Genomic DNA, 22,095 nt, shown 5'->3' with positions numbered 1-22,095 from the left:
ATATAAAGACGCTTGTCATCCTGAGCCTGCGAAGGACCTTATGCCCGTAGAACGAGTCGTCGTTACGCCTGTCGTTCAGCTAACAGAAGGTCCTTCGCGCTGCTTAGTATGACACACTTCTTTTTTACTCACAACTTCAACAATACCCCAGCACCTTATACACCACGTAGCCGGCTAACTCGTGTAGCAGGATGCTCCAGTCGGCCAGGGCTTTGGCATCGGGTAGGAGCCAGTAGACGGGTGCTAATTGGCGATTGACGGAATAGTAGCCCGCCGGAAAAGGTGTTGGGTGCAGCCCTACCCGTCGAAAACAACCCAGTGCCCGGCGCTGATGAAACGCGGAGGTGACCAGCACCAGCGACTTAATTTCTGGATGTTGAGCGAGAAGCTGCTTGGTATACAGAGCATTCTCGTGGGTGTTGCGGCTGCGCTTCTCCAATAAAATATCTTGTGCTGGCACACCCGCAAGGCGTAGCAGCGTAGCGAGTTGAGCCGCCTCGGAGCGCCCGGTTTTGCTGCCCCCTACCTCCCCCGAGCCCCCTGACACAATGATGCGCCGGATGCGGCCGGCACGGTACAACCACAACGCATTGGTAAGGCGGTCGGCGCCGGTGTTGAGGTATACCCGGTCGTGGGGCGACTTGCTACCTTTGGTGATGCCAGTGAGCAGCACACCGGCATCGGACTGGGCGGGTAGCTGCGCGGGCCGCACCGGCGGTAGCTCCCAGGCAAGTAGGGCCTCGTTGATGAGGGCACCGTTGGTGAGTAGCACAAACAACACAGCACACGCCATCAACAACCGGCGCTGCCACCTCGGCTGGCGCACTACTATGGCCGCCAGCAGCAGCCCCAGCAGCCACACGGCCGGCATGATGGCGTAGAAGAGAATTTTGGAAAGCAGAAAAAACACGCCCGCAAAGCTACGCAGACCGTAGCAGTGCGGGCGTGCCCTCGCAATTATTGGCCAGTGCCTTATACCACAGGAGCCGGCGTATAGACCAACAGCTGTGTCAGGTAAGCCTTCACTTCTTCTTCTGTTTTCAGCGTATCACACTCTAGCATACGGCCTTTGTAGTAGATCACAAAAAACGGCGCAATACGCTCGTCCATCATCTTTTTGGCTACCGGGTTCTGGTCCGAATCGAGGCGCAGAAAGGCAATACCCTGGTACACCGGTTCGGCCGCAAACTTCTCGAACGGCGGCGCCAGCAAGTCGCAGATAGCGCAGTTAGCCGACGTGAACTTGGCAATTACTTTGGGGTAATCATGAATCAGCGTACGCAGGCCTTCGTCGTTCGTATCGATTATTTTCATGGACAGCATGTTTCGGGCGGCAAAGATAGGGGTTGGATGGGTGTATGTCCTGCGCAGACGCAAAAATGAACCCATTAATTCCCATATTGAAATATTGAGACGTAAAACGCTTATTATAAGCACCGTATAGTCTAGCCTGATTCCTAAATAATAAGGATTGAAAAACGTTTGTCCTGCTGAGCGGAGCTGAAGCATCTCGCGTGCTGATGTGAGATACTATCTTTCGTCAGCACGCGAGATGCTTCGGCAAGCTCAGCAGGACGTTCTTTTTTGCGCGGATTTTAACCTAGGGGCAAATTTCCTGACTAAAAAAGCCCGGCAACGGTACCCTAACGGGCCGTTGCCGGGCTTTTCCGCAACCTATTTTATTTATGTAACGGAGGCAGTGCTACTCCGCTTTCTTCAGCATGAGCTGCCGGATGTATTTCACTGGGGCATTGCCATAGCTCAAAAATTGCTCATTGAACTGCTTCACGCTGAAATCCTTACCCTCGCGTTTCTTCACTTCCTCACGCAGGCCGTAGATATCGGTGTAGCCGCTGAAGTAGCTGCTGAGCTGCACCTGGCTGAGGGTAGCGCGGCGCCACTTGTTGCGGGCCTCGGTTTCCTCCTGGAACCCGTCGCGGCGCAGCAGGGCCACGGCCTGGGCCTCGGTGATGTTACCAGCGTGCACTTCGTGGTCGAGGATGGCGTTCAGGGTCACGCGCATGTTCCACTTGTCCCACATCAGCCAGATTTCGTCGGAGCCGCCGGCGTAGCCGTTTTCCAGCATCATGCGCTCCGAGTACACGGCCCAACCCTCAATCATGGCGCCGTTGCCGAAGATGGATTTGATGAGCGAGGGCGCACGGTTGGCGTACACCAGCTGCGTATAGTGCCCCGGAATGGCCTCGTGAATATTCAGGATTTGCAGCGTGTAGTCGTTGTACTCGCGCAGGTAGCTTTCGGCCTGGGCGTCGGTGAGGTTGTCCAGGGGCTCCACGTTGTAGTAGGTATCGGCGCCCTTGTCGTAGGGGCCGGGGGCCGATACGCTGGCGCCCGCCCCGCCGCCGCGCATGTACTTGGGCGTTTCGCGCACCACCAGCGGCTTGGTGGGGTCCTGGGTGAGCAGCTTCTTATCGTCTACGAACTTGGTGAGGGTAGGAATCTGCGCCTTCACCGCCGCCACAAAACCGTTTTTTGAAGCGTGTTTTCTTGACAAAACATTTATTACGTCTTTGACTATTTGGGTGCTATCCTTAGGCATTACCTCATATTCTATGTATTTACGATAAATACGATGAGCCCGCACCTGCATATCGCGCAGCAGGTCCTGCTTGTGCGCCAGCGCTTTTTGGTACACCTGCTCGGCCGTGTAGCTCGACTGAATATCATAGGCAAATTTCCGATCAAACAGCGCCTGGCCCAATCGGAAGCTACGAAAGTCTTTTTTCGGCAATACTTCCTCTTTCAGAAAGCGTATGTACTCCTGCATGGCTAGGCGCGTCACGCCAATGCGCGTAGTGAGCTGCTGCTTTTCCGGCTCCGACAGCCCCGAGCGCGCTACCGAGTCGGCCAGCGCCTTCCCAAATACGTCCATCCCGCCCTGCGTTTGCAGAATCGCCAGTTCGGTGTGCTCTCGAGTGGGCCGGTTGACGTTGGATTTGGCCGCTTCGTAGTACTCAGTGGAGCGGTTAATTTTGAGGGAAATATTGCGCAGGCGACGGTCTAGGGGCTGGTAGCGGCCGTTCAGGATTTCGGCTACTCCGCCGCTGATGTTGTAGTTGGAGGGGTCCCACTGCCAGGCTTGCAGCGTGTCGTTGTACCAGCGGGCGCCGTGCAGGTAGTTCTGCATCAGCTGGTAGTCGATCTGGTTGTCGGTTGATAGCTCGTTGAGCTGCCAGGTCTGCATCTCCTTGATGCGGCGCGCCACAAAGGCGGCCTCCACCTGCCGCCGCCCGGCCGAGGGAATAGTTAGCAGCGAATCATAGCGGTGGTAGCCCGCACCCGAAGCCCATTCGGGATTGTAGTACCACAGCGAATCAATGAACTGGGTTTTATAGCGGCCGAAAGCAGCATCGGGCTTGGCTTCGGTCTCGGCTATTTTGCGGCTTTCAGATTCGCCGCCGCAGTTGGCCAATAACGAGGTAGCAGCCAGTAAGGTAGGTAGGATGAGTTTTGAGGAGAAAAGGTGTGGCATAGGGGGTGGTTGAATAGAAAGGCAAGGTAGGAGGAAAAAGTCTGTCATTTGGAACAAAATCCGCATGTCATCCTGAACGCAGTGAAGGACTTTATCACGTCTGAATAAGTCGTTGATTCGCCCGTCATTCCTGCGTGATAAGGTCCTTCACTCCGTTGCGCTGCGTTCAGGATGACATGCTTTTTGCTCGCCCCAACCTATATAACGGGCGGCTGCAAGCCGCCCCTACCCCACCATTCTCCTACCCTCCCAGCAACCCTACCAGCTTCTCCAGGCTCAGGCCGCGGCGCTGGAACTCGGTGCCGAGCTTGAGCAGGTGCAGCAACGGGCCGGTGGTGCGCGTGAGTAGGGCGTGGGCATGTGGGTCGGGGGTGAGGGGGATTTCCAGTTCCTCCAGCACGTCGGCGTAGAAAGTAGCGGCCACGCGGGCGTCGAGGATGACGAAGGCACCCCGGTCCTTCTCGCGGCGCACGAGACGCCCGAAACCCTGGCGCAGCTTCAGGCGGGCTGCTGGGCGGTAGAACTGATTCCAGAACACGTCGTCGGCCTCGTAGCGCTTGCGGTGGCTGATGAGTACGTCGCCGAGCGAGGGGAACGGCAGGCGCCACACAATCACCTGCGAGAGGGTAGGCCCGGCGAAGTCCACGCCCGTCCACATGCGGTCTACCCCCAGCAGCACCGATTGCGCCACCCGCCGAAACCGCCGGATTTCCCATTGGCTGGCCCCGCGCTGGCAGATCAGCTCGATGTCGTGCGCGGCCAGTGGGGCGGCCAGCCACTCGGCGGCAAAGCGCAGGTCTTCTACCGATGTGAACAGCACCAGCGTGCGGCCTTCCAGCGCTACCAGCAGCGGCAGCAGGGTGTGCAGCTGGGCCACACGCCAGCTTTCCAGCGCCGCCGGTGTCAGCCCCGCCCGAAACGGCGGCAGGTAGGCCGGCACGCTGCCCAGCACCGGCTCGCGTTCCTCATCCTTGAAATCGAACACCGAGGTAATGCGCTCCTCGGCCACAAACGGCACCCGCTGGTCGAGCTGGCGGCGGAAGTAGTCGAGCTTGTTTTCGACGTACAGCGTGGCCGAGGTGAAGATGACGGTCCGAAACAGGTCGAACAGCGGCGTGGCGGGCTCGTTGGCCAGGCGGCCGGCGGCCTGTCGGGCCACGGCCTGGCGCTCGGCAAAGGTTGCGGCGGGCTCATCTTCCAACTGCTCCAACACGGCCAGAGAGGTAGGGTCGTGGGTGGTGAGGTAGGGCCAGAGGTCGTAGGGCTTGCGGATGAGGTTCCAGCCCAGCTCGTCGTGGTCGCGGGTGCGCTCCAGCACCGGCACGAAACCGCGGCACGGGAATTCTCCTAGCAAGCGCGTGAGCACTTCCACCTGGCTCAGGGCCGTATCTACCAGGCGCACGGTGCGCAGGCGCAGGCGCTCGTCGTGGTCGGGGGGCGAGTCGAATTCTTCCTCGTCCATGTCCACGGCGTTGCCCAGGTTGAGGGCCGTGCCCAGCTGCCGGGCAATGAGGCCCAGTTCGCGGGCAGCGGCGGTGAGGGGCGCCAACAAGGGACGCAGGGCGGCTTGCAGGGGCTCGGCCAGGGCCAGGCGCCCTCCCCTACCCCCGTAGGCCGGGCGCACCCATACCTCGTCCTGCCAGTGCGTTTCGCCCACCGGGAACGGCAGCCGCGCCGCCTCCCTACCCCGCGCCAGGAAATGTTGCCCTACCTCCTGCAAGACATTGCGGCTCGCTAGCAGCGGCTCGCGCACGGCTTCTACGGCCTGCCGCACCGTGCGCAACGCCCGCCGGCGGCGCAATGGGTCAGCCGCGGCGGCAGCGGCGGCGGCGGCCAGGTGGGCAGTATGGAGGGCATCGGCGGCGGCGGGGGTTTCGTGCATGGCCTCGGCTACCTGGTGCAACAGGGCGGCCTGGTCCACGAGGTCGTGGAGGCGAGCTTCATCCCAGGCTTCGTAGGCGCGCTGCTCGGCGTCGGTGGCGCCGGGGCGCTCATCCAGCGGAATCTTGCTCCACAGGGCGTATTCTTCGTCGCTGAAACGGGCGTCCAGCTCGCGTAGCAGGCCTTCGGGCGGACGGCGCGTGCGCTCCTTTTCCGTAGGCGGGGTTTCCTCCGGCCGGCGCGGCACGGCCGACGGACCACCCAGCAGCGGCTCCACGATTTCCTCCACCAGCTCCCGCGCATTAAACGTGCGGGCCAGCGCCGAGCGGAAGTTGTCGGGAAAACGGTCGGCTTCGTCCACAATGCACACCTTAGCCCGCTCCAGCAGCTGCGGGGGTAGGAGCGCCAGCTTGTGATGATTTACGATAATTAGGTTGGCTTCCTCGGCGCGCTTGCGGTGGGCGGGATACACGCAGGCGGTACGGTCGGGTAGCTTCCCGTGGCGGCAGGCGCGGTCGGCCGTCACGCGGCGCAGTAGACCAAACAAGGCGCCACCGAGGCGGTCAGCTACCTGGGGCGCAATGTTCTCCACCTCGCCGTGGGTGTCGCGCAGGCGCAGGGCCAGGTATAGCCAGGCCAAGCGCTCGGCCCAGTCGGCGGTACGCTCAAAGCTGGCCTCGAAGTTCCTACCCAACGCCTCGGCGCAGAGGTAGCAATTTTTGCCCTTCAGCATGGCCGTGCGAATGGCGGCGTAGCGGGGCACGCGTTTGCCATCGGGCTGGCGCAGCAGAGCGGGCAGCTCGCCGTGCTGCATCTGCTCCTGGAGGTTTTTGGTGGAGGTAGCCACAATCACGGCCGCGCCGGGCGCAATACGCAGGTATTCCAACGCGGGCACCAGGTAGCCGAAGGTTTTGCCGGTACCAGTGCCGGCTTCCAGGGCATAGGGTCCCTCCTCGCCCGCAATGGCCCGCGCCACGAAACGGGCGTAGCGCAGCTGGGGTTCACGCACTTTCAGCTCGTCGGCGCCTACCTGCTTGCGCAGCTCGGCAAAGGCTTCGGTTACGTGTTCTTCTTTTAATACCTGGTTGATACCCAGGCCGGGCGTGGTGGCATCGTCGGGCTGGTCGCGCCAACGGGCCAGCCAGTCCAGCAGCAGCTGTTGCGCCTGTTGGGCCTGAGGGCGCTCGGGGAAGGGCGCGGGCCGGGGCATCCGGCGCTGGGTAGCCTCGCGAGTGGTTTCGGTGGGGGCCGGGGCATCGTCGCAGCAGTCGGGCTGCTGGGCCAGGGCGCGCAGCAGCCGGAAGCCGCGCAGGGCCACCGGCCGGCGCACGGCATCGGCTACGATGCTGTGTAGCAACGCGTAGGCGGGTAGCCAGGAGCCGCTACCAGCACCCTGCACGCGCAGCAGACTGGCCAGCACCCAGCGCACGCTTCGGCGCATGGCATGCAGTACGAAGGGCAATTGGGGTAGGCTCTTCTCGTAGCCCACCCGCTCGCGCCAGGCTTTGTCGGCGAGAAGCTTTTCCTTGAGGTCATCGGCATCGTCGAGTACCTCCTGGGGTAGGAAGAAGGCCAGCAGCTCATCCAGGGCCGCGCAAATGGGTGGTTTGGGGAGGTCAGCCAATACCACTTGCTCCAGCCACAGGCGCTCGGGTGAGGGCTGCCCGGCGCGGTCCAGAATCAGCAGTGCATCAAACTGGGCAAAGGCGGCCTGCACCTCCGCTTTGCTTTCCAGCCAGGTAGGGGCTTCGGCGGCTTTTTCGTTGCTGATGCGGCAGGCCTGAAACACGGCCGCCGAATGCTCCCGCTCGGGGTTCAACAGCCACGCTTGCACCTGGGCATCGGGCACCAGCGGCAGCAGGCCCACGTGCAATAGGCCGTGGCCGTTGCCGGGGTGGTAGGGGCCGGTGGCAAACACGTGCACCACGGCCGCCCGCACGGGTTTCGCCGCCGAATCGAATAAGCTCATACTTCTTTAATCCGGCGCGAAGAGGGTGATGGCGCGCCGGGGGAAGCTTCAAAGATACGGTACATGCGTCGGTACTACACATGGCCATTACACGACGCTACACTGTTACTTGGTAGTTTCTGTGTCACCGTTAGCTGTACCGTTCAGGACTTCCGCTTTAAACAGGAATGACTCACGGCACTACAACTATAGCATCTCATACTTCTTGCAAATTTTATAAAAAATATTATATCAAAATAAATAAAGTACTATTACAATCTGCTTTTATTAAAAAAAGCTAACCAAGATTTAAGATTCATTGAATTAAATGGTATTTATGGGTTGGTATAGTAGGCTCTACTATATCATACGGCTCCATTCATTACATAAGTTTTATTTCTGATTCTACTAATCTCTCATGCCTTCCCCTGAAGAAGTATTGGTGTTATGGAATCTTTTTAAGCAAGGTGACTGGAGCGCTTATACTGCTTTGTATGATCAGCATTTTACCCCATTGAATAACTACGGCTATAAATTCACTAAGAATGTTACTCTAATTGAAGATGCTATACAAGATTTATTTATTGGTTTATGGACCAATAGACAAAACCTAAGCACTCCTGTATCAGTCAAAAATTATTTATACAAATCCTTACGCAATATCTTACTTCGGAAAGCGCAGAATCAATCCCGATTTGTGGAAATTTCCGATGACAATTCAATACCGTTTGAAGTTTCCTTCGATCAATACATAATAGTAGGAGAAGAAGAAAAAGAGCTACGAACTAAGGTTAATTTTTTTCTTACTAAGCTTCCGCCCCGGCAGCAAGAAATTATTTTTCTTCGTTTTTACGAAGACTTTGATTATCAAGAAATTGCCGATATCATGGGTATAACGGTATCCTCAGCCTATAAACTCCTTTACAAAGCGTTGCATAGCATGGAAGTAGCCTTGAACAAGTAACGCCACAGTTTGAGTGCTTTCACGCGGCTGGTAATCCAGCACTTCCTTACAACACATAATGCGTTGATATTCAATTTATTTGGCAAATAAATTTCTATTGTCGTTACGTCATCGTTATGTTTTTCTTATTTTTTTCTTCTGGGGGAGGGATAATTCAGTACCCCCAAGTCTATAGGAAGTGTACAGTTCGTGCGCTTCTATGGATTTTGCCAAATACGCTTCCTTCACCACAACCGACCTATTGGCAGACGATGACTTCGTCGCTGCGGTGCTTCGTCCCACAGCCGAGTCTACCTACTTCTGGCAGCAGGTAGCAGAGCGCTACCCAGTTGTACAGGTGGCCATGACGGAGGCAACCAGTGTTATTCGCGCTTACCGAACGCAGGACACGTTTTCCAACCAGGCACGGCAAGCAGCTGTCTGGCAGCGCATTGCGGCGGAGGCAGGGCCAGTAGCCCGCCCTACCCGGCAGCTTCCCCTACCCATGCCCAGACGCCGATTGGCGAGGGTGCTGCGCGCCGCGGCCGTGGCCCTACCCGTGGGTTTGGGCTCTCTCGCACTCTGGTACAACCAGGAGCAGCGTTTTCAAACGGCTTTTGGCGAGCTGAAAACCGTGGTGCTGCCCGACGGCACGAGCGTATTGCTAAACGGCAACTCGGTGCTGACTTACCAGCGGGGCTGGGGGAAAAACAGCCGCGAAGTATGGCTGCAAGGAGAAGGCTTTTTTCGAGTAGTACACCTCAATACGGACCCTGCGCACATTAAGCCCACCGAACGTTTTGTAGTGCATTGCCACGATTTATCCATTGAGGTACTAGGAACTACATTCAATGTGCACAATCGTCGCAAAAAAGTTGATGTGGGATTAGTATCGGGCAAAATTAAATTAACCGATACAGCAGCAATTGCACCTACCTCGCTGGTTTTAGCACCAGGCGACTATGTAGAATATGCCGCCCATACCATTACAGCTAAACAAAAATTAGCTCATCCCGAAAAATTAACTACGTGGTCGAAACGGCAATTTGTTTTTACCAATGCTAGGTTAGTAGATATTTTACAGACGTTAGAGGATTCTTATGGCTACCAAATTAAATATGCAGATAATGCCATTAAGCAGTTAAAAATCGAAGGAGAAATACAGGTTACGGGGGTAGCGCCCTTATTAGAAATTATTTCAACCTCCTTACACGTGAACATCTACCAAAACGGAAAACAAATAATTGTTCACTAACTCTTTCAATTTAACTGCATGAGAAAACTTGACTCTACGAGTTCCGGTAAGTGGTGCGTTCCATTGCTGGTCGTTTTATTGAAGAGTGTTCCTACCCACGCGCAAGTGGCGTTTGCGGCACACACAACACCTCAAAAATCGTCCTATGATCAGCAGGCGCAATACCCCGCCGAAACCGCAAAAAAGCCGTTGCGGGAGGCTATCGACGAGCTGAAGTCCCGCTATCAGATTCAGGTGGCTTTCCAACAGGGCCTACTGGATGATAAATACGTAGTGGCAGCGGCTGTTGCAGACCTTAGCAGTTCAAAACTAACCGCAGAAAATAGCCTGGCCCAGTTGCTGGTTGCGGTGCATTTGCAGTTCAAGCGCATTGGTGCCAAGCAGTATGTTATCTACTCCTCAACCAACGCCCAGCTCGCCGATGACGTGGTGAAGGGAAAGGTGGTGCTAGAAGATGGATCGGGCGTGCCGGGCGCCACGGTGGTGGTGAAAGGCACGCAAATTGGCACTGGCACCGACGCCGAGGGCAACTTTGAGTTGAAGCTCCCCCCTACCTCCCAGGGCCAACCCGTGGTGCTGGTGGCCTCCTTTATTGGGTACGCCAAAATGGAGGTGACGGTGACAAATCGGGCGGCTCCCCTCACCATCAAGCTCGCCAAGAGCGACCAGACCCTGGATGAAGTGGTGGTAACGGCACTGGGCATTGCCAAGCAAAAGCGCGATTTGGGCTACGCCGTGGCTGAAGTGAAGGGTGAAGACCTGGTGCAGGCCCGCGAAAACAACGTGGCCAACGCCTTGACCGGCAAGGTGGCGGGCGTGAACGTAGCGGGCCTTTCCACGGGGCCGGGCGGCTCCAGCCGGGTGATTATTCGCGGCAACGGTTCGTTGTCGGGCTCGGCCAACAACCAGCCACTGTACGTGCTGAACGGTATGCCCATGGACAACTCGGTGCCGGGGCAGGCGCCTACCGCCAACGGCGGGGGCACCAACGTGGACCGCGGCGACGGCATTGCCAGCATCAACCCCGATGATATTGAATCGATTACGGTGCTGAAGGGCGGTACTGCGGCGGCCCTGTACGGCTCGCGCGGCGGCAATGGCGTTATCTTGATTACTACCAAAAAGGGTAGAGCGCAGAAGGGCATCGGGGTAGAATTTAATTCGACCTCTACCATCGAATCCATTTCCGTTATTCCTGAGTTTCAGTACGAGTATGGGCAGGGCGATGGGGGCGTGAAGCCGACTACCCTGGCCGCTGCCCAATCGACGGGGCGCCGGTCGTGGGGCGCGCGGCTCGACGGTTCCACCGACTACGTGGGCGTAGACGGGCAGACGCACCCCTACGTGGCGCAGAAGGACAACCTTAAGCACTTCTACCAGCTGGGGCGCACCTTTACCAACACGCTGGCCTTATCAGGTGGTAATGAGGGTATTGCCTACCGCTTTTCGCTGTCGAATCTGGACAGCGAGGGCTTGCTGCCAGGCAGCACCTACAACCGCAAAACCGGCAACCTGAACCTGAGCGGGAAGCTGAGCCCACGGCTCAGCTACGAGGCCTTGGCCCAGTACAACATCGAAACGGCGAACAAACGCCCCAGCGCCGGCGACGCCCTGGCGAACCCCAACTGGTCGCCCTACATGATTGCCAACACCGCCGACGTGCGCTGGCTGAAGCCGGGCTATGATGCGAATGGCTACGAAACCGTGTGGAACGACGCCAGCGTGGCTACCAACGGCTATTTCGTGGTCAACAAATTCCAACAAGACGACCGCAAAAACCGCTTTATCGGGCAGGCCTCGCTGAGCTACGAGCTGGCGAAAAACCTGGTGCTGAAGGGCACCGTGAGCCAGGACCACTACGATTACAACTACCGCAATATCACGCCCACGGGCACGCTCTACGCGCTTACGGGGCAATACGCGGGCATCAAATCGGACGTGAGCGAAACCAACGCTTTGGCTACCCTTACCTATACTAAGCAGATTAAGGAGGTAGGGCTGTCGTTTTTGGCCGGGGCTAACAAGCGGCGCTCGTCGCTGAACGAGCTAGACCAAGCGGGCACGGGCTTCACCATTCCGTTTTTCTACAGCTACAACAACCTGGCAACGGGCACCACGCTGGCACTGGCTCAGCGCCAGGATGTGAACTCGATTTTTGGCTCTGCCGATTTCAACTACAAGAGCTTGTTTTTCCTGACTGTGACTGGCCGCAACGACTGGTATTCCACGCTCAGCCCCAGCAACAACAGCAAGTTCTACCCTAGCATCAACGGCAGCTTTATCGTGTCGGATGTGGTGTACATGCCGCGCGCCGTGAACCTGGTGAAGCTGCGCGGCGCCTACGCCCAGGTGGGGCAGGGCGCGCCCGAGCCCTACGCCGTGAACCTGACGTACAGCAACGTGCCCAGCTCGGGTAGGCCGTTGCAAAACGTGAGTAGCAACGTGCCCGGCTCCGGCCTGGCGGGCATCACCAACGCCAACCTGGGCCCGGTGCTGTCGACTACCGCCGAGGGTGGCCTGGAAGCCCAATTGCTGGACAACCGCCTCAGCCTCGACCTAACGTACTACAACCGCCTGACGGACAACGATATTGTGAATACCACCATCAGTCCTACCTCGGGCTACAACAGCGTGTATCTGAACGCGGGCAAAGTGCGCAACCGCGGCATTGAGGCCCTGGTGAGCGGCACGCCTATTCGGACGGCTAATTTTTCGTGGAACACCAGCTACAACCTGGCCTACAACGACAACAAGGTATTGCAGTTGGTGGAGGGCATCAACTCCATCAACCTGGCCTCGACGGTGGGCAACTGGGCCTACATCAACAACACAGTGGGGCAATCAGCCTTCGAGATTGTGGGAACCCGCATTCAGAAAGACGAAAACGGCAACACCGTGTTCGACGCGGCCAGCGGCTACCCGGTGGCTACGGCCCTGCAACCGCTGGGCAAGAGCGTGGCCCCGCTGACGATGGGCTTCAGTAACGATTTTCGCTACAAGCGCTTGTCGCTGAACGTGTTGCTCGATGGTAAGTTTGGCAACAAAGTCTTCTCCATCAGTGAGGTGTATGAAACGCGCCTGGGCCTGCTGAAATCGACGCTGCCGGGCCGGGAAAACGGGTTGCAGCTCACGGGCGTGACGCGCTCCGGCGACCCCTACTCCCGCCTGGTGCCGGTGAGCGGCTTGCGCAACTACTACGACAACTACAAGAACTACTCGGAGCTATTCCTGCACGATGGCGGCTTTATCAAGCTGCGCCAGGTGATTCTGGCCTACAACCTGCCGGCGTTTCAGATCAGCAGCTTCAAGCTGCAATCGGCCACCATTGCCTTTGTGGCGCGCAACCTGCTGATTCTGATGAAGCACACCAACTTCGACCCGGAGCAGAGCTTCAGCAACAGCAACTACCAGGGTTTGGAGTCCATTGGCCTACCCCGCACCCGCTCGTACGGCCTGAACCTGTCCGTGAAATTCTAACTCTCAGTCTCCACAACGATGCATAGATTTTTCCTTAAGTGTGTTCTACTGGTCGGGGTTGGTGTGCTGACGCTGACCGCGTGTACCAAGGATTTCGAGGAAATCAACACCAACCCCAATGCCGTGGGTACCATCACCCCGGAGTATGTCTTCACCAAGGCGCAGTACGATGGGGTAGCCAACATGCTGTACTTGCTACTGGGCACCATGCAGTACACCACCAGCTTCAACGACGTGGCCGGGTTTGGCTCCAAGTATATTGCCAGCCAGGTGAACTCGTCGTCGGCGGCCTTTAGCACCGCCTACCCCAATGCGCTGAACGAAATAAACCTGGTCATCAATGCCGTGCGGGACGACCCTGCCAAGGTGAACATGCTGGCCGCGGCGCGCATCTGGCGCGTGTACTGCTACAGCCGCCTCACCGATGTGTATGGCGATGTGCCCTACTTCCAGGCCAACCAGGGCTACACCGATGCGCAGTACACGCCTGCCTACGACCCGCAGAAGGACATATACGCCGATATGCTGAAGGAGCTGGACGAAGCCGCCACAAGTCTAGACCCTGCCAAGCCGACCTTCGGCGCCGCCGACCTGCTTTATAATGGCAATACGGCCCAGTGGAAAAAGTTTGCTTACTCCCTGATGCTGCGCCTGGGTATGCGCCTGACCAAGGTAGACATTGCCGCCGCCCAAACCTGGGCTACCAAGGCCCTGGCGGGCGGTGTGATTACCGAAGATGCCGACATTGCGAAGGTTAACTACTTGGCTAGTGGGCAGATTATCAACCAGAACCCGCTGGCCTACAACCTGCTCATCAACGACTACATTGCCGCCAACGGCAGCACCAACCAGGAGGGCGGCAAGTACCAGAAGGTATTTATCGACTACCTCAAGCAAACCCGCGACCCGCGCCTGGGTATCATCTCGGTGGTGTATACTGGCGGCACGCCCAACCAGACCGACACGGCCTTTGCCAAGCAGCAGGGTATGCCGGCCAACCTGAGCGCCAAACCCGCCAACTTTGCCCAGCTGAGCGAACCAAATCCTAAAACGGTCTTGCTCCTGAACTCTCCCCGCCTGGTTTTCACGGCGGCCGAGTCGTATTTCCTGCAAACCGAAGCTGCCCTGCGGGGATGGTCGGGCGGGGCAGCCCCTACCCTGTACAGCAACGGCGTGCGGGCGGCCCTGCGGCAGTGGGCCATCATCAGTCCTACGGATGGGGCACTCTCAGCCCAACGCATTACGGGGTATGTGAACAACAACCAGCTGGTGGCTGGCAGCTTCGACGATAAGATGAAGCAGATCTATACGCAGTTTTGGGTGAGCATTTTCCCGGATGCGCAGGAGGCCTTTGCCAGCTATCGACGCACGGGCGACCCTACCCTCACGCCCAACAACTACCCCGGCAATGCCACCGGCGGCCAGTTTCCGCGCCGGTTCCTGTACCCAGTATCTGAGCAGAACCTGAACACGGCGGCCTACAACGCGGCCATTGCCCGCCAGGGCCCTAATACCTTGCTCACGCGGGTGTATTGGGATAAGTAGACGGTACCCCAGCCCCCGGCCCCCTTTCCCGGAGGGGGCCGGGGGCTGGGGTAACCACCAGACCGATCAACAGAACCTTACGCTTTCAGAATGAATAGAATACTAAGTATCTGTTTACTCCTACTTCTCGGCGGCCGGGCCGCGCTGGCCCAGAACGATGTGGTGAACGACGACGAGAAAAGCAGCTACAACCTGAACAAGCCCGAGCGCGAGCAGTGGCTGAAAAACACCGCCGCCGGCTTGTTTATCCACTTCAGTGTGGATGCGCAGCTGGGCGTGGTAATTAGCCACTCGCTGGTAGGCGCTTCGGATGAGTACGCCGACCGGTTTTTCAACGAGCTACCCAAAACCTTCAATCCCAGCCAGTTCGACCCCTACCAGATAGCGGTACTGGCCAAGCTGGCGGGTATGAAGTACATTGTGTTCACCACCAAGCACCACGCGGGCTTTTGCATGTGGGACACCAAAACCACGGATTTTAACATCACCAAAACCCCTTATAAAAAGGACCTGCTGAAGGAGTTTGTGACGGCCACCCGTGCCGCGGGCTTGGATGTGGGCTTCTACTTCTCGCCCGAGGACTTTTACTTTCTGCACACCAACCACCTGCCCATCAGCCGCGACAACGTGAAGATGGACGCGGTCCTCACCAAAAAGTACGAGGACTACAACCGTCGGCAGTGCGAGGAGCTGATGACCAACTACGGCAAAATCGACGTGTTTTTTATTGATGGCGAACCGAAGGAAGTGGTGAAGGAAACCTGCTGGCGCTTGCAGCCCAACATTCTGATTACACGCGGGGCCATCAAGACGCCCGAGCAAACCCTACCCGGCACGCCTATCACGCAGCCGTGGTTGTCGCCTATCACCATTGGCACGGCGTGGCAGTATCAGCCTACGAATGAGCGGTATAAGTCAGGCACACAACTCATTGACTTGCTGATAGAAGCCCGCTCGAAGGGCGGCTCCTTGCTGCTGAACGTGGGACCCAAGCCCAACGGCGCCCTACCCCAGGAGCAGGAAGACCGCCTGCGCGAAATGGCCGCTTGGTACTTCCTCAACCACGAGGCCATCGACAGCACCCGGGCCTGGGTGGTGAACAAGGAAAACAACGTGCTCTTCACGGCCAAGGGCGACGCCCTCTACGCCATCGTGACGGAAGTGGCCGACTGGAAGGAGGGCGAGCGACGCACCTTCACGCTGCACTCGGTGAAGGCCCAGCCCAATACGGTGGTGAGCGTGCTGGGGCAGAACAGCAAAATCATGGAGTACAAGCCCAACCTCGACGTGAGCTGCCGCTACAAGCAAACCGCCAACGGCCTGGAGGTGTCGGTGGTGAAGGCCCAGCGCATCTACGACGACCACCGCTGGCCCAACGCCGTAGTCATCAAGCTCGACCACGTAGCGCCCGCCATGGCCGCGGCCGTGACCGTGGAAACCGGCGCCGCCAAAGCTGCCACCGCCGGCCACGCCCTCAACGGCCGCCTCTACAACTACCAAGGCAAACAGGTGACGCGCGCCCGCTTCGCCTATCGCGCCTACCGCGGCCGCGTGGAAACCCTCTACGCCGACCCGTGGAAATATTCTGATTGGGTGAAGGTAGGGCCCGATGGCCGTTTCGTGGGCACCGTAAAATCGCCCAAAGGCGCCTTCGAGTACAAGGCCGAAGCCGAGCAAAGCGGCGTGAATGTGGAAGGGGATACCAAGCTGGTGAATTAGGTCGAAGTACCGCGAAGCTCTGCTTCGCGACCGTGTGACCGACGCGGTAGAACCTATTCTGCGCGTCCGGTCGCGAAGCAGAGCTTCGCGGTACTTCCACTACCTTCCGCGTATTGAGCGCAACGCCACCCCTCCCTGGGTGTCTCTACCCTACCCTAACCTCTTCCTGAACCTCCTATCTTTCCGTTTTGCACCCTACCCGCCTTGCCACCTACAACCGCTGGATTCTGTTACTGCTTGTGCTGCTGGGAGGAGTAGGAATGGCGCCAATGGGCTGGGCACAGGCGGCGCTACCCATTATTCCGCGGCCGGTGCAGGCTACCACCACCGGACAGGGGTTTACCCTCAGTTCGCACACTCGGCTGGTGGTAGGACAAGGCCTACCCGACCACCAAGCTGCCAGCTTCCGGCAGTACGTACGCCAAACCACGGGCCTCACAATAGAAGAAAAGCCCACGAAGCGCCGCACCGACGTAGTGCTGTTGCAACTAGACAGCGCTGCCGTGCCGCAGCCCGAAGGCTACACACTGACCATCGACCGCCGCCGCGTGACGATAACCGGCCACGACGCGGCGGGCGTGTTCTACGGCTTGCAGACGCTGAGTCAGCTGATTCCAACGAAACCAGCTGACCGCGTAATGCTACCCGGCTGCACCATTACTGACTATCCGCGCTTTGCCTACCGCGGCATGCACCTCGATGTGAGCCGGCATATGTTCCCGGTGGATACGCTCAAGAAGTGGCTGGATGTGCTGGCGTTTTACAAGATCAACACCTTTCACTGGCACCTCACCGACGACCAGGGCTGGCGCATCGAAATAAAGAAGTACCCGCGCCTGCAAACCGTGGCCGCTTTCCGCGACGAAACCCTGATCGGCCACAAGCGCGACCTACCCCATCGGTTCGACGGGCAGCGCTACGGCGGCTACTACTCCCAGGACGACGTGCGCGACTTGGTGCGCTACGCCGCCCAGCGTCACATCACCATCATTCCCGAAATTGAGCTGCCCGGTCACGCCTCGGCGGCGCTGGCGGCCTACCCCGAGCTGGGCTGCACGGGCGGCCCCTACCATACTGCCACTTTTTGGGGCGTGTTTGACGACGTGTATTGCGCCGGCAACGAGGCCACGTTTGCCTTTCTCACCGATGTGCTGGACGAGGTAGCGGCCCTGTTTCCGGGCCAGTACCTGCACATCGGCGGCGACGAATGCCCCAAAACCCGCTGGAAAGTGTGCCCCAAGTGCCAGCGCCGCATCCAAGAGGAGCACCTGCGCGACGAGCGAGAGTTGCAGAGCTACTTCGTGCGGCGCATCAGCAAGCACCTAGCTACGCTGAACAAGCGCCTGCTGGGCTGGGACGAAATCCTGGAGGGCGGCCTACCCCCCGCCGCCACTGTGATGAGCTGGACCGGCGAGCAAGCCGGCATTGAGGCGGCGCGCCTGGGCCACGACGTGGTGATGACGCCCGAAAAGCAAGTCTACCTCGACTACTTCCAAACCCTCTACCCCACCGACTCGCTGGCGGCCGGCGGCTACACGCCCCTAAGCCAACTCTACCGCTACGAGCCAGTACCGGCCGAGCTGACGCCCGCCCAGGCCCGCCACGTGCGCGGCGTGCAGGCCAACGTCTGGACTGAGTATATGCCCACGGCCGGCAAACTGGAATACATGGTATTTCCGCGCCTGCTGGCCCTGGCCGAAATTGCGTGGTCGCCGCCAAGCGGGCGCGACTACCCCGCGTTTTTACAGCGCGTGCGCACCCACGACAGTGTACTGCGCCACCGAGGCGTGGCGCCCTCGCGCACCTACGACTGGGTGACTGACTCGCTCTGGGCCGGTCCACGAAACCTACCTCAGCTACAACTGCGCACCACCGCCCCTGCCGGCGTATTGCGCTTCACCACCGATGGCAGCGCGCCTACCCCGCAAAGCCCGGTGTACCAAGCGCCTCTGTCCATCGCCCGGAGCTGCGTGGTGCAGGCGGCTGTGTTTGAGGGCGCTACCCCGGTGCAGCCCGTCTACCGCCGGGAATTTACGGTGGGCCTGTCCACCGGTAAGCCCGTCACGCTGGCCCACCCGCCGGCGGGCAGCTACCACCAGGGCCGCTCGTTGTGGGGCATGGTGGATGGCGCGGCGGGCAGCCCCCGCTACAACGAGGGGCAGTGGTACGGCTTCAGCGGCACCGACCTGGAAGCCACCCTCGACCTGGGCGCTGTGCAGCAGATTCGTACCTTGGGCACCCACGTGCTCAACTACCACTGGCAGAAAATGTGGCCCCCTACCGCGCTGGTCTTCGCCGTCTCCACCGATGGCGTGCACTACCGCGAGGTGTACCGGCAGACCGATTTTCCCAAGAACGGCATCAACCCGGTGCGTGCTACGATTGTGCCGGTTTCGGCGCGCTACGTGCGCCTTACGGCTCAAAACCAAGGCGTTGTTCCGGCCGGGGAGTATGGGGCGGGCGGCAAGGCTTGGCTGCTGGTAGATGAGCTGTTCGTAAACTAAGACCGCATGACCATCACAATTGTTCTGCTCTGCATCGTAGGCCTGGTGCTGCTGATTGCGCTCGGCAAAATCAACGCCTTTGTGGCCTTTCTGCTGATTTCGGTGGTAGCCGGCGTGCTGCTGGGCATGCCCCTGGCTGATATCCCGAAATCCATCGAAAAGGGCATCGGCGACACGCTAGGGTCGTTGGTGATTATCCTGTGTTTCGGGGCCATGCTGGGCAAACTACTGGCCGAAAGCGGGGCCGCCGAGAAGCTGGCCGCTGCCCTGATGCGCGCCTTCGGCCCGCGCTACATTCAGTGGGCCATGGTGGTGACCGGCTTTGTGATTGGCATTCCGCTGTTCTACGGCATCGGGTTTGTGCTGCTGGTGCCGCTCATTTTTTCGGTAGCCTACCAATACAAGCTGCCCGCCATCTACATCGGCCTGCCCATGCTGGCGGCGTTGTCGGTGACGCACGGCTTTTTGCCCCCACACCCTTCGCCTACTGCTTTGGTGGTGCAGTTTGAGGCGAACATGGGCCAGACCCTGCTCTACGGCTTGGCCGTGGCTATTCCGACCATCATCATTGCCGGGCCGCTGTTTGCCCGTACGCTCACGGGCATTGTATCGCGGCCGTTGCAGGCGTTTGCCGCAACCGAGCCCGCCGCCAATCCGCCCGGCACGGCCAACAGCTTTTTCACGGCCCTGCTGCCGGTGCTGCTGCTGATGCTGGCCGCCGGCTACCCCTTCCTCACCGGCCTACCCTTCCAGCGCGTGATGGCCCTGCTGGGCCAACCCTCCATCGTGATGCTGCTGGCCGTGGCCTACGCCACCTACTCGCTGGGCCTGAAGCAGGGCCGCACCATGCCGCAGATCATGGTCATCTACGCCGATGCCGTGAAGGACATCAGCATGATCTTGCTCATCATTGGGGCGTCCGGGGCCCTCAAACAAGTGCTCACCGACAGCGGCGCCAGCTTGGCCATTGCCGAGCAGCTCCGGCACGTGGCCCTACCCCCGCTGGTGCTGGGCTGGCTGATGGCGGCCATCATTCGGGCCTGCGTGGGCTCGGCCACCGTGGCGGGCCTCACTACCGCCGGCCTCATTGCCCCGCTGCTTCAGCAAACCCACACCAACCCCAACCTGATGGTGCTGGCCGTGGGTGCGGGCAGCCTAATGTTCTCCCACGTCAACGACTCGGGCTTCTGGCTGTTCAAAGAATACTTCAACGTGAGCGTAAAAGACACGCTCCGCTCCTGGTCGGTGATGGAAGCCCTGGTGGGCGGCCTGGGCCTGGTAGGTGTGCTGGTGCTGGATGCGCTGGTGTAGAGACACAATATTTTGTGTCTCTACGTTGCTGATGTTGTTCAGCCGGCGCGGCTTCAATCGTTCAATAAACAGACACAAGACGTCGGTCGTGTCTTTACTGCATTCAGCCGGCGCGGTGCCGGTTGTTCAACGACGAGACACAAAATATTGTGTCTCTACTTCCTTACTTACATGTCAACTCCTTCCGAAAACTTTGCCGCCACCGGCCTGAACCTGCCGCCCGCCCCTACCCCCCTGGGCGTGTACAAACCCTACCTCATCGACGGCAAGTACCTCTACGTATCCGGCCACGGCCCCGTGCAGGATGATAAGAGCCTGATTATCGGCCGTATCGGCGACGCCCTGGATATGGAACAAGGCAAGCTGGCCGCCCGGCAGGTAGGCCTCACCATCCTCTCTACCATCGCCACGCACGTGGGCAGCTTGGATAAGGTGAAGCGCGTGATTAAAGTGCTGGGCATGGTGAACTGCACCTCCGATTTCGAGCGCCACCCCTACATCATCAACGGGTGCAGCGAGCTATTCGCTCAGGTGTGGGGTCCCGAAAACGGTATTGGCGTACGCAGCGCCGTGGGCTTCGGGTCGCTGCCGGATAATATTCCGGTGGAGATTGAGGCGTTGTTTGAGTTGGCGTAATACTCTAACGGATAGGCGGTCATGCTGAGCGAAAGCGCAGCCGTAGTCGAAGCATCTCTACCGCTTCGTTCGCACGATGTAGAGACGCATACTTGCATCTCGTCGTCCGGCCACGTGGCTGATATCGTTCAACGACGAGACGCAAGTATGCGCTTCTACACCGTTCAAACGGCTTTCAGAGGCTTCGACCAACTCAACATGACGATTTCTACATAACGCCAATTTGCTTGACGCCCTGCCTCCCGCTTTTCCCCTACCCTCTCCCCGCCATGGATAAGGAAGAAAACTGGTTTACCCTCCAAAACCCCGACCAGCTGGACACCCCCGCGCTGGTGGTCTACCCCGAGCGGGTGCGCCGCAATCTGGACCAGCTCACCGCCAGCATCGACGATATGGACCGGCTGCGGCCCCACATCAAAACGCACAAGAGCGCAGAGGCCACCCAGTTGATGCTAGACGCCGGCATTCGCAAGTTTAAGTGCGCCACTATTGCCGAGGCCGAGTTGCTAGGCCAGTGCTGGGCTCCCAACGTGCTGCTGGCCTACCAGCCGGTAGGGCCCAAAGCCACACGCTTCGTGGAGCTGGTGCAGCGCTACCCTCATACGGCGTTTTCGTGCCTGATTGACAACTACCCAGCGGCGCAATACTTGCACCAACTGGCCGGTGCCGCCGGGCTTACTGTATCCATATTCATTGACCTAAACGTGGGCATGAACCGCTCGGGCATTGCGCCGGCGGCCGCCTTTGAACTTTACCAGCAGTGCGCGGCCCTACCTCATTTGCACGTGGTGGGCCTGCACGCTTACGACGGCCATATTCACGAGCCCGACCTGGCGGAGCGCACGGCCCGCTGCCACGCGGCCTTTGCCCCGGTGCAGGCGCTGGCCGAGCAGCTGCGCGGGGTAGGACACGCGCCGGTTATCGTGGCGGGTGGTACGCCTACCTACCCCATCCATGCGGCGCGACCGGAGGTGGAGTGCAGCCCCGGCACGTTTATCTACTGGGACGGGGGCTACGGCCAGGCGTTTGCGGAGCAACCGTTTGAGCCGGCGGCGCTGGTGCTCACGCGGGTGGTGTCGCTGCCTACCCCTACCACCCTGTGCGTGGATTTGGGGCACAAGGCCATTGCCTCCGAAAGCCCATTAGACAAGCGCGTGACCTTTCTAAACGGCCCTGAACTGCGACCGGTTGGGCACAGCGAAGAGCATTTGGTACTAGAGGCCGGCCCCGGCCACCCGTACCGGGTAGGCGACCTGCTTTACGGCCTGCCCCACCACATTTGCCCCACCGTGGCGCTTCACGCGCAAGCCTATACCATCGACGACTATCATCTGACCGGCACGTGGCTTACCGTGGCCCGCAACCGCACCATAACCATTTAAA

The 22,095-nt window shown here is 59.2% G+C and carries 13 protein-coding genes; 9 read left to right on the top strand and 4 right to left on the bottom strand.

Annotation, left to right across the window (positions count from 1 at the left end; genetic code table 11):
• Positions 1–136: 136 nt before the first annotated feature.
• From H8B15_RS00990 to H8B15_RS00975, 4 genes are all read right to left on the bottom strand, one after another.
• Entirely contained in the window at positions 137–910 is a 774-nt protein-coding gene (locus tag H8B15_RS00990; protein ID WP_187317785.1) for an ElyC/SanA/YdcF family protein, read from the bottom strand.
• Between the two features lie 62 nt (positions 911–972).
• On the bottom strand, positions 973–1,314 hold the full coding sequence (locus H8B15_RS00985; protein ID WP_187317784.1) for a thioredoxin family protein: 342 nt from the start codon (positions 1,312–1,314) through the stop codon (positions 973–975).
• Between the two features lie 388 nt (positions 1,315–1,702).
• A complete protein-coding gene (locus tag H8B15_RS00980; RefSeq protein ID WP_187317783.1) occupies positions 1,703–3,493 on the bottom strand; it encodes a DUF885 domain-containing protein in 1,791 nt (596 codons plus the stop codon).
• 241 nt (positions 3,494–3,734) lie between these two features.
• On the bottom strand, positions 3,735–7,343 hold the full coding sequence (locus H8B15_RS00975; protein ID WP_187317782.1) for an ATP-dependent DNA helicase: 3,609 nt from the start codon (positions 7,341–7,343) through the stop codon (positions 3,735–3,737).
• Between the two features lie 397 nt (positions 7,344–7,740).
• Between H8B15_RS00975 and H8B15_RS00970 the strand changes: the two genes are divergently transcribed.
• The 9 genes from H8B15_RS00970 (at position 7,741) to H8B15_RS00930 (ending at position 22,094) form a co-directional block, all read left to right on the top strand.
• Positions 7,741–8,286 (top strand): RNA polymerase sigma factor, encoded by a 546-nt coding sequence (locus tag H8B15_RS00970; protein WP_187317781.1) that lies wholly within the window; start codon positions 7,741–7,743, stop codon positions 8,284–8,286.
• 343 nt (positions 8,287–8,629) lie between these two features.
• The gene (locus H8B15_RS00965; RefSeq protein ID WP_187317780.1) at positions 8,630–9,520 is read left to right on the top strand and encodes a FecR family protein; all 891 of its coding nucleotides are present in this window, start codon (positions 8,630–8,632) and stop codon (positions 9,518–9,520) included.
• An 18-nt stretch (positions 9,521–9,538) separates the two neighbouring features.
• A complete protein-coding gene (locus tag H8B15_RS00960; RefSeq protein WP_187317779.1) occupies positions 9,539–12,997 on the top strand; it encodes a SusC/RagA family TonB-linked outer membrane protein in 3,459 nt (1,152 codons plus the stop codon).
• Positions 12,998–13,060: 63 nt separating this feature from the next.
• Positions 13,061–14,542, top strand: coding sequence for a SusD/RagB family nutrient-binding outer membrane lipoprotein (locus H8B15_RS00955; RefSeq protein ID WP_343069119.1), 1,482 nt, complete (start codon positions 13,061–13,063; stop codon positions 14,540–14,542).
• Between the two features lie 90 nt (positions 14,543–14,632).
• Positions 14,633–16,261, top strand: a complete 1,629-nt coding sequence (locus H8B15_RS00950; protein ID WP_187317777.1) for an alpha-L-fucosidase — start codon at positions 14,633–14,635, stop codon at positions 16,259–16,261.
• Positions 16,262–16,449: 188 nt separating this feature from the next.
• Positions 16,450–18,765 carry a glycoside hydrolase family 20 protein gene (locus H8B15_RS00945; RefSeq protein ID WP_216859033.1) on the top strand — a complete coding sequence of 772 codons (2,316 nt, stop codon included), beginning with the start codon at positions 16,450–16,452 and terminating at the stop codon, positions 18,763–18,765.
• A gap of 6 nt (positions 18,766–18,771) precedes the next feature.
• Positions 18,772–20,076 (top strand): GntT/GntP/DsdX family permease, encoded by a 1,305-nt coding sequence (locus tag H8B15_RS00940; RefSeq protein WP_187317776.1) that lies wholly within the window; start codon positions 18,772–18,774, stop codon positions 20,074–20,076.
• A gap of 171 nt (positions 20,077–20,247) precedes the next feature.
• Complete coding sequence (locus tag H8B15_RS00935; RefSeq protein ID WP_187317775.1) at positions 20,248–20,712, top strand: RidA family protein; 465 nt, start codon at positions 20,248–20,250, stop codon at positions 20,710–20,712.
• A gap of 269 nt (positions 20,713–20,981) precedes the next feature.
• Positions 20,982–22,094, top strand: coding sequence for a D-TA family PLP-dependent enzyme (locus H8B15_RS00930; protein WP_187317774.1), 1,113 nt, complete (start codon positions 20,982–20,984; stop codon positions 22,092–22,094).
• Position 22,095: the final 1 nt, after the last annotated feature.

The organism is Hymenobacter citatus, from assembly GCF_014333615.1.
Lineage (GTDB): Bacteria > Bacteroidota > Bacteroidia > Cytophagales > Hymenobacteraceae > Hymenobacter > Hymenobacter citatus.
This window is presented reverse-complemented; position numbering and strand designations above follow the sequence as displayed.

Coding starts and splice junctions, on each gene's coding strand:
- H8B15_RS00985 (WP_187317784.1), bottom strand. CDS start 1,314: ATGAAAATAATCGATACGAACGACGAAGGCCTGCGTACGCTGATTCAT.
- H8B15_RS00980 (WP_187317783.1), bottom strand. CDS start 3,493: ATGCCACACCTTTTCTCCTCAAAACTCATCCTACCTACCTTACTGGCT.
- H8B15_RS00975 (WP_187317782.1), bottom strand. CDS start 7,343: ATGAGCTTATTCGATTCGGCGGCGAAACCCGTGCGGGCGGCCGTGGTG.
- H8B15_RS00970 (WP_187317781.1), top strand. CDS start 7,741: ATGCCTTCCCCTGAAGAAGTATTGGTGTTATGGAATCTTTTTAAGCAA.
- H8B15_RS00965 (WP_187317780.1), top strand. CDS start 8,630: ATGACGGAGGCAACCAGTGTTATTCGCGCTTACCGAACGCAGGACACG.
- H8B15_RS00960 (WP_187317779.1), top strand. CDS start 9,539: ATGAGAAAACTTGACTCTACGAGTTCCGGTAAGTGGTGCGTTCCATTG.
- H8B15_RS00950 (WP_187317777.1), top strand. CDS start 14,633: ATGAATAGAATACTAAGTATCTGTTTACTCCTACTTCTCGGCGGCCGG.
- H8B15_RS00940 (WP_187317776.1), top strand. CDS start 18,772: ATGACCATCACAATTGTTCTGCTCTGCATCGTAGGCCTGGTGCTGCTG.
- H8B15_RS00935 (WP_187317775.1), top strand. CDS start 20,248: ATGTCAACTCCTTCCGAAAACTTTGCCGCCACCGGCCTGAACCTGCCG.
- H8B15_RS00930 (WP_187317774.1), top strand. CDS start 20,982: ATGGATAAGGAAGAAAACTGGTTTACCCTCCAAAACCCCGACCAGCTG.